General features: G+C 58.1%; 10 protein-coding genes, 2 tRNA genes and 1 pseudogene. 7 read left to right on the top strand and 6 right to left on the bottom strand.

Translation table 11 applies throughout. The annotated features are described in order from the left end of the window. Positions 1-263: pseudogene (locus Q0M74_RS09275) on the top strand (hypothetical protein); the annotation flags it as partial. Positions 264-524: 261 nt separating this feature from the next. Here Q0M74_RS09275 and Q0M74_RS09270 read toward each other — a convergent pair. After that, positions 525-598: transfer RNA gene (locus Q0M74_RS09270), tRNA-Met, on the bottom strand. Positions 599-940: 342 nt separating this feature from the next. Between Q0M74_RS09270 and Q0M74_RS09265 the strand changes: the two genes are divergently transcribed. Continuing rightward, a complete protein-coding gene (locus Q0M74_RS09265; protein WP_293953678.1) occupies positions 941-1,087 on the top strand; it encodes a hypothetical protein in 147 nt (48 codons plus the stop codon). 206 nt (positions 1,088-1,293) lie between these two features. Here the strand turns inward: Q0M74_RS09265 and Q0M74_RS09260 are convergent. Together Q0M74_RS09260 and Q0M74_RS09255 are read right to left on the bottom strand one after the other, a co-directional pair. Continuing rightward, a tRNA-Met gene (locus Q0M74_RS09260) sits at positions 1,294-1,367 on the bottom strand. 206 nt (positions 1,368-1,573) lie between these two features. Continuing rightward, complete coding sequence (locus Q0M74_RS09255; protein ID WP_293953676.1) at positions 1,574-4,552, bottom strand: UPF0182 family protein; 2,979 nt, start codon at positions 4,550-4,552, stop codon at positions 1,574-1,576. Positions 4,553-4,651: 99 nt separating this feature from the next. On the opposite strand from Q0M74_RS09255, the gene Q0M74_RS09250 reads away from it, so the two are divergent. Both Q0M74_RS09250 and Q0M74_RS09245 read left to right on the top strand, forming a co-directional pair. Continuing rightward, positions 4,652-5,176, top strand: a complete 525-nt coding sequence (locus tag Q0M74_RS09250; RefSeq protein ID WP_293953673.1) for a PPA1309 family protein — start codon at positions 4,652-4,654, stop codon at positions 5,174-5,176. Positions 5,177-5,258: 82 nt separating this feature from the next. Next, on the top strand, positions 5,259-5,984 hold the full coding sequence (locus Q0M74_RS09245; RefSeq protein WP_293953671.1) for a hypothetical protein: 726 nt from the start codon (positions 5,259-5,261) through the stop codon (positions 5,982-5,984). Positions 5,985-5,992: 8 nt separating this feature from the next. Here Q0M74_RS09245 and Q0M74_RS09240 read toward each other — a convergent pair whose 3' ends face one another. Further along, the gene (locus Q0M74_RS09240) at positions 5,993-7,045 is read right to left on the bottom strand and encodes a PDZ domain-containing protein (protein WP_293953669.1); all 1,053 of its coding nucleotides are present in this window, start codon (positions 7,043-7,045) and stop codon (positions 5,993-5,995) included. Between the two features lie 85 nt (positions 7,046-7,130). Here Q0M74_RS09240 and Q0M74_RS09235 point away from each other — a divergent pair, with 85 nt between their 5' ends. Beyond that, entirely contained in the window at positions 7,131-8,543 is a 1,413-nt protein-coding gene (locus tag Q0M74_RS09235; RefSeq protein WP_293953667.1) for a zinc-dependent metalloprotease, read from the top strand. Positions 8,544-8,553: 10 nt separating this feature from the next. Here Q0M74_RS09235 and Q0M74_RS09230 read toward each other — a convergent pair whose 3' ends face one another. Further along, entirely contained in the window at positions 8,554-9,042 is a 489-nt protein-coding gene (locus tag Q0M74_RS09230; RefSeq protein WP_293953665.1) for a M48 family metallopeptidase, read from the bottom strand. Positions 9,043-9,112: 70 nt separating this feature from the next. On the opposite strand from Q0M74_RS09230, the gene Q0M74_RS09225 reads away from it, so the two are divergent. Beyond that, positions 9,113-9,925 (top strand): hypothetical protein, encoded by an 813-nt coding sequence (locus Q0M74_RS09225; RefSeq protein WP_293953663.1) that lies wholly within the window; start codon positions 9,113-9,115, stop codon positions 9,923-9,925. A gap of 54 nt (positions 9,926-9,979) precedes the next feature. Next, positions 9,980-11,110 (top strand): hypothetical protein, encoded by a 1,131-nt coding sequence (locus Q0M74_RS09220; protein WP_293953661.1) that lies wholly within the window; start codon positions 9,980-9,982, stop codon positions 11,108-11,110. Between the two features lie 21 nt (positions 11,111-11,131). On the opposite strand, the gene Q0M74_RS09215 is transcribed toward Q0M74_RS09220, so the two are convergent. Then, entirely contained in the window at positions 11,132-13,165 is a 2,034-nt protein-coding gene (locus Q0M74_RS09215) for an ATP-dependent DNA helicase UvrD2 (RefSeq protein WP_293953659.1), read from the bottom strand. Positions 13,166-13,271: the final 106 nt, after the last annotated feature.

Raw genomic sequence — 13,271 nt, 5'->3', positions numbered from 1 at the left:
TGATCGCCTGGGCCATCGATCTGCGCAATGATCCCATGATGATCCGTCGCGCCTACGCGCTGGCAGCCATCCGCAAGGGTGTGCAACAGGGTATCGATGAACACGGCGATGACTTCGTCTTCGGTGTTACCCAGGTGGAGGGGGATGAAGGAGCAGGTGCTGATTTTAATAGTGAAGATCCAGCCCTCACCGAATGGTTCACTGACGTCGCCCCGAATGACCCCGAGGATCCGGACACCATCATCAAAAGAAAACCGCTCTGATTTTTCCAACTCGGGTTTCAAGAGCGCATCACATCCAGGAGAATCAAACCAGGAAGAAACTCACCCTGATGCCGGAATACGGTCATCCCTGGGGACTCTGGTCTGATAATCCGATCAGGCCTGTGCTTAAAGGTGAATGAGGGCTACAGGGCCCACATGTGACTAACCCCACCCGCCAAATCTCTCCCATGTTCAAGGCTGTCAAAGCCTGGGAAAAGCAGAAATCCTCCTCAACCGAAGTTGAGGAGGATTTCTCATTAGTAGCGGGGGCAGGATTCGAACCTACGACCTCTGGGTTATGAGCCCAGCGAGCTACCGAGCTGCTCCACCCCGCGACGCGGTGCTACTTAAATCACCTTAACCAGCAAGCGATGCTCTCTGGCTACAAGGAATCACTGTACACGGATATTCGGGAAAACCCAATTATCGCTTCCCTCCGCCTGAGGAGTGGTTGCCCACAGCACCCTAAGCGATCATCCCGGCAGCCACATTCCCACCCCGGAAAAGAAGATCTACTGCTAACATTCGTGAGGGAATATTTGTTGGGAAAATTTTCCCACTAGAATCCCCCTCCAACACCCCTGTTGGATCCTGCACCCCTGCATCCTGAACGGACTTCATAATTAATGGATCTCACCGCTTTTAATCAGACCGCTGAAACCTTCGCAAATGCGTTCATGAGCTTCCCCATGTGGATCGAGGTTGTCCTCGGCACCGTCTTGTTGGCGCCCTTCGTTGATCAAGCTGCCCAGTTCTTCGGCTTGTCCAGCATGACCGACCTCCCCACCCTGAGCTCAGTATTCGCTGGTAGCTCACAGTCCTAATTTCTTCGGCTCAAGGAAAGGGGCCCTCTCGTGCATTACCTCGACACCTTCTTCAACTTCTACTCCCACCTTCCAATTATCGGAAGCAGTGTGGGAGTCGGATACAGCATCATCCAGGGAATTTTATCCCTCTAAAAACCCAAGCCATACTTTGGGGAATAGAAAAATCCTCCAGAACCGAAGTTCTGGAGGATTTTTCTTATTAGTAGCGGGGGCAGGATTCGAACCTACGACCTCTGGGTTATGAGCCCAGCGAGCTACCGAGCTGCTCCACCCCGCGACGCGGTGCTACTTAAATTTCACCTTGCCGACAAGCACTGGGAAGTTCATCCCTTGTTCTTGGCAACGTTGAATTACTATACAGAGACTCTCAGATATGACCAAATCCCCTGTTCATGGCGCTTCCTTAAGATGACTGTGGCCCCCAGCTGAATACTGTTTCCAGTACCTGCTGGGGGCCACATGTTAGTGAGCTAGCGGAAGATTTTACTCTCCGGTGCCAGCTCCCTGGAAGCTCTCGACTGCACGGTCAAGTGCGTCAAGTGCGCGTCCGTATTCCTCGAAGGAGCCGTTGCGTGCGGTTTCCAGGTTGCGGAGTGCTTCATTGATGGCGTCGATGCCTTCAGCTCCAGAGCCTGCAGGTGGTGTCGGGGTGTCGCCTTCTGTTGGGGCTTCCCCTTCATCTTCTGGACTTTCCACCTCAGGGACAGTGGTGCTTCCGTCATCTTCGACGACCTCAATATCCTGGGCTGCTGCCGGGTCGATACCCGCCTGTGACAGTGCTTCAGCGATGGTTGGTGCGTAACCAACCTGTCCCTTGTAGAAGACTAGGACACGCAGGAGCTTCGGGAAGGCCGATTCCTGGTCCTTACGCTTGGAGTAGATCGGCTCAACATAGAGGATCTCGCCACCACCGACAGGAAGGGTCAGCAGGTTACCGTTGTGCAGATCGTTGGATCCACGCCAGAGGGTCTGGTCCTGGGCGACCTGGTCAGAGGACATCATGGCATCCTGTGCCTGCTTCGGCCCCTGGGTGACAGCGCCGGTTGGCAGAACACGGACGGTGATCTGTCCGTAGGTCTCCGGGTCAGAGGAAGCAGTCATGTGTGCGGATAGGAACTCACGCTGGAGTCCACGGAATGGGGTGATCAGCTGGAAGCTTGCATCGCCGGTTTCCGGGTCAGCAGCAACAACGTAGTAGGGAGGCTGCTTCAGTTCCTGGCGGCCTTCAGGTGCAGTCGGATCGTTGGGGACGGACCAGAAGGCATCGTTGGTGAAGAAGGTTCCGGAGTCTTCGACGTGGTAGCGGGCAAGCATGTCACGCTGGACTTTGAAGAGGTCCTCCGGGTAACGCAGGTGATTGCGCAGTTCATCGGAGATCTCAGACTCAGGCTGGACCACGTCTGGGAATACTCCGCGCCATGCCTTGAGAACCGGGTCCTCGGTATCGAACTCGTAGAGATCGACGGTGCCGTCATAAGCATCGACAACAGCCTTGACGGAATTACGGATATAACCGACGTTCTCTCTGCTGAGGTTCTGCTGGAATTCATCCACCACCACGGAGTCTGTGGTTGCCTCATCAAGGGAGGTGCGGGTGGAGTAAGGAAGACTGCTCAGGGTGGTGTAACCATCCACGATCCACTTGATGCGGCCGTCGATAACCGTTGGGTAGGACTTGGAGTCGGTGGTCAGCCATGGGGCGACCTTTTCCACACGGGTGCGTGGGTCACGTTCGAAAAGGATCTTGGATTCGGATCCGACACGATCTGAGAGGATCATGTTCATCTCCTGGTAACGCAGGGCGAAAGCTGCACGGTTGAATATGTTGCCGATATCAATTCCGCCTTCACCTTCATAGGTGTAGCTGGTGGAATCGGTGTCATATTCAACTGGGCCATCGCCGGTGTCACCGACGATGGCGTAGTCAGCACCATCAGCAGCGGAGGCGATCAGTGGACCGTAGTAGACACGTGGCTGATCAACCTTGATGCCCAGTTCTTCAGCGGTTTCACTTTCCGCGGCACGGGCGTTGGACTGCAGGTCAGACACGGTGTAAACGGGGTAGCCACCACGGGTGGATCCAACGTCACGGGCAACCTCATCAACCTGGTTGGCCTGTGCTGCGATGAATCCGTTGCCGTGGGTGTACACGGTGTGGCGGTTGATCCAGTCCTGCTGGTTCTGCTGCAGAGAGTTGGGATCAAGTTCACGGGCGGCCACGACGAAGTCGCGGAGTTCACCGTCGACCATGTAGCGGTCCATGGCCAGCTGCTCTGGGAAACCGTAGAAGTTCCTCAGCTGCTGCTGCTGGGTGAAGGTTGGAGAAAGGATCTGTGGGTCCAGGAGGCGGATATTGGAGATGGTCGCCTCATCGGAGGCCACTTCAGCGTTGCTTGCACCACCGGCACCCCAGTTCTCAACGTAGGTGACTTCCTCATCGGTGATGCCATAGGCGAACCTGGTGGACTCAATGTTCCGCGAAATGTACTCGGATTCCTTTTCAGCACGGTTTGGCTGAACGGAGAAACGCTCGAGCATCAGTGGCCAGGCGGCACCGACGACGATGGAGCTGAGCACCAAGAGCACAACAGCCAATCCCGGGATGCGGAGATCCTTGAGGAATATTGCGGAGAAGAATGCCACCGCCACGATCGCGGCGATGACCATGAGGATGATCTTCGCAGGAAGCTGCGCGTTGATATCGGTGTAACCCGCACCGGTGAAGGTCTGGTTTTCATTGGTCAGCAGATCATAACGATCCAGCCAGTAGCCGATGACGCGGATGATCATCCACAGGCCAGCGGTGATGGCGAGCTGAGCACGAGCACCACGGGAGATGAAGGCCTTCTGGCCGGTCATCTGGTTCCCGGGACGGATACCACCCAGGAGGTAGTGGCCGACAAGCGCGATGATGAAGACCACCACGAGGAGCGTGGAGAGGGAACCCGTGATCAGACGGAGCATTGGCAGGGAGAAGGCATAGAAGCCATAATCCATGCTGAACTGCTGGTCTTCCACGCCGAAGGACTGGCGGTTGAGGAAGAGCTGGACGGTACGCCAGGAGCGCTGTCCGACAAGACCTGCGATCAGGCCGATGAATACGGGGATGACGATGAGAATGCGACGGAGGCTGTTCTCAATCATCTGACGGTATTGATACACCGGGGATTCAGCATCGAACGCGGACAGTTCATCCGGTCGCAGTTTGATGGTGAAGTAGCCTGCCAGCCATGTGATGGCACCCGCGAGGAGTGCGAAAACTATGAACAGGATGATTCGGGTGACGATGACCGTGCTGAATACGCCACGGAAGTCCACTTCACCGAACCACAGCCAGTCTGTATAAACTCCGAGCACCAGCGGTGTGATCAACACCAGCAGTGCGATGATTCCGAAGAGCCACGTCACTATTTTTGGTGGCCGTTTAATGGGTTGGGGTGGGGGTGTGAGACCAGTCGCCAAGACAATATCCTTATGTGAATGCGATTTTCTTCGTTTCTCCCCTACTCTACGGTTTAATCACAAACAAAGACCAACGAGCTGTTTTATTAAGGAAAAATAATGAACGAAGCTGTATACAGCCCGCAGGCACTCAACAAGGCGATGTTGGAGGCAGTGGACTTCATTCACGCTGAAGGCTGGGATCAGGGCCCCACCCTGTTTGCTCTGGTTCCCACTGAGATGCTCGTGGACACTATTGATGCTGACATCGAGGATTCTCCCCTGACCCTGGTTGTTCAGGACAATCTGCCTGATAATCTGCTTCCCGGTTCTGAGGCCTTAGGTGACTATGTCTCCCGTTTGGCCTGGCCAGCGCAGATTGCCGGTGCGGTGCTCGCCCAGGAGATCATGTTCACAGATTCCGCTGTCCCCGGTTCTGAAGCACGTCCGGCACGGTTGTTCTCCGGTGTGCTGCGCGGTGAGGCGGAGCTGACTCTGCTGCAGCTGCGTCCCACAGAAGAGGAGATCGAAGAACGTGGTCCCTTCGCTGAGGATGAGATTGAGTTGCGTGGTGGACCAGGTGTGGCCCCGGGTGTGATCGCGGCACTGCGATACACCCTGGAAGCTGATCCAGAAGAGTTCTAAAGGCTTCAGTTTCATCTGGGTTGGCTAGAATTAAACAAGTTAACCCTTCACACAGGCAGCAGACATCAAGGAGAACCTGATAGTGGCGTCCACCCCACACACCCGCATCCGCGTTGCAACGGGACTTGTGGCGCTCATCCCTGTCCTTGCTGCCTGTTCTTCCACAGAGGAACAGGGCCCGGATCCCACCGCCCCGGCTTCGACAACAGCCTCCAGCACCAGCTCGGTCAGCGCTGCGCCGACCACAGCCACCTCGTCTACCACTGCAACCACGGATGCCACCGCCCAGGTGACTCCCAGCACGACCGCTGGCTCGGCTGAGCCAACGGCCACCGGGGCGGACGAGACGTCGACAAGCACGCAGAAGGCAGAGAAACTGTCCAAGGACATCGAAGAGATCTACGAGGTCTTCCAGACTCTGGCGCCGCGGACCTTGTTTGAGCAGTTTGATACCTGTGATCCCAATGGGGTGGAGAATTCCTCCGCCTGCACCGGTGCGGAGGTGGGGCAGTTCCAGTTCTTCGCCAACAACGCCAAGGCGGCGTCCACCACCCAGCTGCTGACTGAGCTGCGCAGCTCACGGGTGGTGGAGGACACCGGTTCCCGCATCGTGGGTTGGACCACGATGGGCACAATGTCCATCATCACCGTGGTGGATAATGATGAGGGTCTGGTGCTGCAGCAGATGGTGTCCTCGGACCGGATTGATCCTGAGGAACGTATTTATGAGCTGCGTCTGGTGGAACCACCGGAGGGCTGGGAACCCTCGCCGACCTCCACGGTGGAAACCAGCATCAGCAAAGACTAAAGCAAAGACTAACTACAGGTTTCAAAGTCTCCACCGAAGTTGAAGGCATCCATCTGCTCAATGGCATGTTCCAGGGTATCCACCTTGAGAATTGTCATATCCCCGCGGTCAGCGGTCAGCGCCTCAGCGCAGTTATCCGTGGGTGCGAGGAAGATCTCTGCCCCCGCCTCCTCCGCAGCACGCACCTTGTGGGCGATGCCCCCGATCGGGCCCACAGAACCATCTTCAGAAATCGTGCCACTGCCGGCCACGAACTTGCCGCCGTTGAGCGGTCCGGGAGACAGTTTGTCCACCACAGCCAGGGAGAACATCAGTCCGGCACTCGGGCCACCGATATCTTTCAAGTTGTAGGACACCTCGGTGTCAGAGGTAGGTACAGAGGTCATAGAGATCCCCAACAGTGGCACCTGCGGATCCTGTGGGTGCTTACCCAGGACAACCGTTGCGGTTTCCTCTTCCCCACCGCGCAGATAATCGATGTTCACCTCATCACCGGGGGCCATGTTGCGGATCATCTCCTGTACCTGGCCGGGGGTGGTCACCGGGGTGCCGTTGACCGCAGTCAGGGTGTCACCTGCGTCAAAGTTTTCGAAAGCCGCACTGTCCTCGACCACTTCCACCACTTCGATTTCCACCGGTAGGTTGAGGAAATTCATCGCGGAGATCGTCGCAGCTGCCTCGGATGCAGTGAATGCCCTGCTGTTGGACTGCTGTACTTCCTCCATGCTCTGACCTGGTGGGAAGATCTGCTCAATGGGCACGATGGTGTCATCGGTGAACAGCCACCGGGTGAGTGCCTGGGACAGTGTCATTCCGGTACGCACGGACACTGTGGTCATGTTGAGGTTGCCCTCCACTTCATCGGTGTCCGCGCCGGTGATCTCAATGACCTCCACACCATCGACCTCACCGAGCGTGTTGAAGGTGGGACCGGGGCCTTCGGCGGCATAAGGAACGGTCAAACTGATGTCGGTGCCGGGGATGTGGTCGATGCTGACAAGTGATGCCAGAGCGACCAAGGGGATGGCTCCCCAGGTTAGGGTCTTGATTCTGCGGTTCACGGCTATCCACCCTACAACCTGTGTTCGCTTAGAGCGTTGCCCGGATCATGGCATTTGGGTTTGGGTGCCTTGTAGATTGGTAAGTATGAATTCCAATGGCTTCGGTTTCAATTTCCCGAATAACGACGACGATGACAACGACAGGAACCGTAACAATAACGATCCTTTCGGTTTCTTCGGCGGCGGTGCCGGTGGATTCGGCGGTGGTTTAGGCGGTGGCGGTTTAGGCGATATCCTCAACCAGTTCGGCCAGATGCTCTCAGGCATGGGCGATTCTATGAACAGCCCCGAGGCTGGTGGCCCGGTCAACTATGAGCTGGCTGCCCGTATCGCCCGCCAGCAGATCGGCCGTGTCCCTGAACTCAAGCAGTCCGATAGAGATGCTGTCGCTGAGTCGCTCCGTCTTGCTGAACTCTGGTTGGATGACGCCACCCAGCTGCCCACCTCCGGTCACCGCGCCGAGGCGTGGAATGCCGAAGCCTGGCTGGATAACACCCTGCCGATGTGGAAGCGTCTGGTCTCCCCTGTCGCGGAGCACATGAATCAGGCACAGCTGGAAAATCTCCCTGAGGAAGCCAAGGAGATGATGGGTCCGATGTCCTCGATGATGAACCAGATGTCCTCCATGAACTTCGGTATGCAGCTGGGTAACGCCCTGGGCGACCTGGCCAAGCAGACGCTGTCCGGTTCAGATTTCGGCCTGCCTGTCGCCCCAGCTGGTGTGGCTGCTGTTCTGCCGGCCAACCTGGCGGAGGCCTCCAAGGGTCTCAATGTTCCGGCGCAGGAGATGCTCGTCTACATCTGTTCCCGTGAAGCAGCCCGCCAGCGACTGTTCAAGCATGTGCCATGGCTGGTGGAGCGTCTGGTGTCCTCTGTGGAGGAATATGCCGCAGGTCTGGAGATCGACACCTCCCACATCCAGGACGCCATGGGCCAGTTCCAGATGGACAACCCGGACCCACAGCGTCTGCAGGAGATGATGAGCGAGCTGCAGGGCATGGATCTCTCCCCACGCATCAGCTCCCGCAACGCCGCCGCGGTCTCCCGCCTGGAAACCCTGCTCGCACTGGTTGAAGGCTGGGTTGACCTGGTGGTCACCCAGGCGATGTCCGATCGCATCCCATCCACCAACGCCATCAACGAAGCGTGGCGACGCCGCCGTGCCTCCGGTGGTTCCGCCGAGCAGGCCTTTGCCAAGGTTGTCGGCATCGAGTTCAACGCACCCAAGGTTGCTGAGGCCACCGAGCTGTGGCGTCGCATCGAGGTCGCAGTCGGTGTTGAGCGTCGCGACGCAGTCTGGGATCATCCCGACTTCCTGCCGATTGCCGAGGACGTGGACAACCCCGCCCAGTTCATCGACGGACTCCTCGATGACGGCGGCTCCAACGACTTCGACCCGATCGCTGAGATCAATAAACTCGAGCAGTTCCTCGCTGAGGAAGCAGAGAAGAAGGACAACGAAGACGGCGATGATGACACCCCGGACAAGGGCAACTAGCCCCCACTAGTTAGCCCCAGCGCTGATACGCCTCAAGATAGCCCCTGGCCCTTTCGGCCAGGGGCACTTTTTCTGCCCACTCCCAAAACAGTGCGGAATGATCCGGGATGAAGGTGTGCGTGAGCTCATGCACCAGCACTGAATCCAACACATAGTCGGGCACATGCCTCAACCGGTCGGAGATCCGGATATCGGCTGTATCCACGGTGCAGGATCCCCATCGGGAATTCTGATTGCTCACCCACCGGACACTAACCACCCGTGCTCGACCTTCCAACACAGTCTCATTCAACCGGTGTGCACGCTCCATCAGCGCTGCATCGCTGACGGCGGATGAGGTGGTACGCTTTTTCAGCTTGGCCACTATCTCCGCCACGGCTTTCTCCTCTTCCGTTTTGCTCATCCGGGCGGGGATCCGGACCACCACTTTCCCATCAATGATCCTGGCCTGCACCGTCCTGGTCCGTTTCGCGGAACGGATCACCTCAATCTCCTGCATGACAGATGATTGTATCTGTGGTGAAATGGTGTCAACGGGGAGTGTGTGTGGAAACATCGGGGGATTTTCCATGACTCATGTAGTTCTTTCACCATCAACCCAGATTCTCATCCGTCCGGGGCCTGCCATCCAATTCGGGGTGGACGCTACCCGGGCAGGCGTACTGGAAATGGATTCCACGGAGCTGGCCTCCAGAATTGTGCCGGTGCTCCTCGGATTGAGGGATGGCGGACACGCGGTGGAGGTGCTCGCAAAAAAGCTGGTGGCCGCGGGGCTTCGGCCCCTGGCCGCCACCAGCTTGATCGAAGACCTGCTCGCCTTCGGGGTTCTGCGGGAAACCACACCGGGCGAGGTGTTGTTGTGGGGGCGTGGGACGCTTCTCGACGCCACCGCCTCCCTCATCGCCGCCACCGGCCTGGTGCCCCGTATTGCCTTGCGGGGCGATAAACCCCGAGTGTTCCTCACCCGCCCGGCACGCCATGTGGTGGTGCTCAACCGTCTTGCGCATCCGGGTGATCTGGCGGGGTTGCTCGCGCACCGTGTTTCCACCTATCTGACCGCGGCACTCATCGATAATCGTGGGTTGATCGGGCCGGGGCGCAGATCTCACCGGGGTCCCTGCATGATGTGTATTGATCTCCACCGCACGGATGTCGATCCGCACTGGCATGCCCTGGTCACTCAGCAGCCCAATGGACCGACCCACCCGGATCCCATCACTGAGGCGGCCACCGCAGCACGTTTGGCTGCTTTGTTGCATACCGACACCTGGCAGGCCGGGGAGGTGGAGGAGATCAACCCCTATGTTGGCACCTCAGCGCTTGGGAAAATCAGTGTTCACCCAGGCTGCCCCATCTGTTTCACCGCCTTGAATCCCGGGTGAGAACAGGCCTTGTCCTGTAATCTGTGAACATTATTCACAGCTCAATCACAGAAGGTGAGTTCGGCGATTCTCATGGTTTCAGCCCGCATCTGTTCCACGGTCGCATTATCACTCCTGACCACCCTGGCACTGGTTGGATGCTCCGACAGTTCCACCGGCGATACGCCACCAACCTCCACGCTCACCATCACCAGTACTCAGCCTGTGGCAGCTGCTGCACCAGAAGCACAGGATACTGCTGAACCCGGCAACCGGGTCAGGGACGCCTATGCACGGGTTCTTGATGCCCCACAACAGTATTCCTTCACCACCGGCGCTGATTATCCCCTCAACGGTGAATATGACTACGCCCTGGCGGATATGACCGGTGATGGTATCCCTGAGCTCATCCTCCGGGCAGGGTCCGCTGATTATCTGAATCCGGTCAGGATCTTCAGTGCAACCGAATCTGGTGAGATCACCTCCTCCGATGACACCCTGCTCTCCGGTGCTGCCGGGGCTGGTGGTTATCGGGTCAGCGTATATGCCGCCCCAGCAGGTGATCGGATCTACCAGGCAGAATGGCGCTCCTTAAGCCCAGAGATGGCGGTGAAGGCCTTTGCTCTCGACGGCGACCGGATTCTGCCCACAGGTGAAGAACTGGAAGACAACCTCACGGCACCATCTGGTCGCATGATTCCCTTCACCTTCCATCCTCTCACTGACAGGGCCCCTCTTGACACCATGGAACCAACCCTTGCGGGAATGGATGTTTTTGGTGTCGCCGGCGGTGTCAGACCTGGAGTGTCAAACAACCACGCGGCCCCGAATCTAGAAGCTGAGTCCGAAAACAACACCGTCACCGGCACGGTCCAGGTGATGACTGCCCCTGAGCTCTCACGCCATCAGGGATTCGATCGCACCCCCAATGGTGAGGATGACACCCATCGTTTCGCACTTCTGGTCCTGAACTCCCCCACCTCGTTCTCTGCTCAGAAATCAGGTAGCGGCAGCACCGAACCAATCGAACAGGAAACCACGCTGGTCAAACTGGGGGAATTAAGCCCCTATCAATCCGACTCAACCGGCTTTGATCTTGAAGGACAGCAGCTGACCATGTCCTTTTCCCCCGATAGCTGCTGGTTCCCCTCCGATGCTTCACTGCCGTTGGGTCAACCCCGCTGCGGTAACTTCACCATCGATTAGCCTCTGAACAAGAAGTTCAGGTCAGCTCGCCAGGATGTTCAGGATCTGCTCACCATATTTCTCAATCTTCATCGGACCGATGCCTGGGACATTGAGTAGTTCATTCTCATCAGCGGGCATCATCTCGGCGATCGCCATGAGGGTTGCGTTGGAGAACACCACATAGGCGGGCACGCTTTCCCGTCGTGCTGTGTCATTACGCCAGGTGCGTAGCTGCTCATAGACCTGTTCATCGGCTTCTGGTGGACAGGCACCGCATCTGCCCACGACCCGTTCGGCAGGTGTGTCCAGTGGGTTACCGCAGGATCGGCAGTTGCGGGGACGGTTGGCACGTGGGGCACCGGATTCGCTGGCCATGTCAAAGACAATGCCGTCTAAGAAGCGGGTGCGTTTACGGGACTTGCGGCCACCTTCCTGCCTGGATAGTGCCCAGGAGCAGTGGAGGTGTTCACGAGCACGGGTGACACCAACATAGAACAGGCGTCGTTCCTCCTCGATGGCCTCATCGCCTGCTTTGATGGCGTGGCTGATGGGCAGGGTGGAGTCCACCAGACCAACCAGGAACACAGCATCCCATTCCAGCCCCTTGGCAGCGTGGAGGGACGCCAGGGTGACCCCTTCCACGGTTGGTGGGTGTTTGGACTCCTGTCGTTCATGGAGTTTGCGCAGCAGCCCGGGGAAATCCAGGTCAGGGGTGGCCTTGATCAGCTCCTCCACCAGGTCAACCAGGGCGTTGAGTGACTGCCAGCGTTCACGCTCCTGGGCACCTTCTGGTTCCTCGGTGCTCAGTCCCAGGGGCACCAGGGTGCGGCGAACCAGCCGCACCAGGTCTGTGTCATCCACATCGCGTTGCGACGCCCGCACCAACTGGGTCAGTGCCTGGCGGATCTCACTGCGGGTGAAGAACCCTTCCCCACCACGGACTTGGTACATGATCCCGGCATCAGATAAAGCCTGTTCAAATACCGCTGACTGGGCATTGATGCGGTAGAGCACAGCGATCTCCGATGCCGGCACACCCTTGTCCAGCAGGGTGAGGATCTTGCCTGCCACCTCACGTGCCTCAGTCGGCTCATCATCGTAGGGGGTGTACTCCGGTTCCGGACCCGGTGCGCGCATGCCCTCCAATTCCAGGCGGGTACCGGCCACCCGTCCCCGGGCCTGACCGATGACGGTGTTGGCCAGGGTGGTCACCTGGGGTGTGGAACGGTAGTCACGCTGAAGTTTGACCACCGTGGCGTTGTCATAGGTGCGTGAGAAGTTGAGCAGATAACTCGGGGTGGCACCGGTGAAGGAGTAGATGGTCTGATTGGCATCGCCGACCACGGTCAAATCATCGCGATCGCCCATCCAGGCTTCCAGCACCCGCTGTTGCAGCGGGGTGACATCCTGGTACTCATCGACGACGAAGCTGCGGTACTGGTCGCGGAATTCCTCGGAAACCGCGGGGGAATTCTCCAGGGCTCCGGCGGTGTGGAGTAAAAGGTCATCAAAGTCCAGCAGCATGCCCTCCTCCGTGGATTTCATACGCTCATAACGGGCATAGACCTCTGCGACCTTCTCCGCGGGTGCCGGTGGGGTGCGGTTGCCGAGTTTCTCCGGGTACTGCTCCGGGGTGATCAGGGAGGCTTTGGCCCATTCAATCTCGCCGAGGATGTCACGGACTTTTTCTGTCTGTGATTCCATGCGTGCGCCACGCACCGCCCGCCCCACCAGCGGGAACTTATTATCCAGCAGTTTCCAGGGCAGGTTGCCTGCCACCTGGGGCCAGAAGTAGATCAGTTGTTTGCGGGCTGCGGCGTGGAAAGTACGTGCCTGGACTCCACCGATGCCCATGAGGCTGAGTCGGTGGCGCATCTCCCCTGCCGCACGGGAGGTGAAGGTCACCGCAAGTACACGGTTGGGGCTGACAAAACCCTGGTCGATCAGGTGTGCGATGCGGTAGGTGATGGTGCGGGTTTTACCAGTTCCGGCACCGGCCAGGATGCACACCGGTCCCCGGGGTGCGGTGGCGGCAACACGCTGGTCTTCATCGAGGTCCTGCAGATTAATCACAAATCCCCCTTGTTGTTTGTGGTGAAAAGTCAGTGCTGTTGTTCCCTAGCCCAGTTCAGAATCATGTCGTGGGCGATGGAACCGGGTGGCGCGATCGGGATCCGAC

Origin of the sequence: uncultured Corynebacterium sp. (assembly GCF_945649885.1) — a bacterium.
Classification (GTDB): domain Bacteria; phylum Actinomycetota; class Actinomycetes; order Mycobacteriales; family Mycobacteriaceae; genus Corynebacterium.
This window is presented reverse-complemented; position numbering and strand designations above follow the sequence as displayed.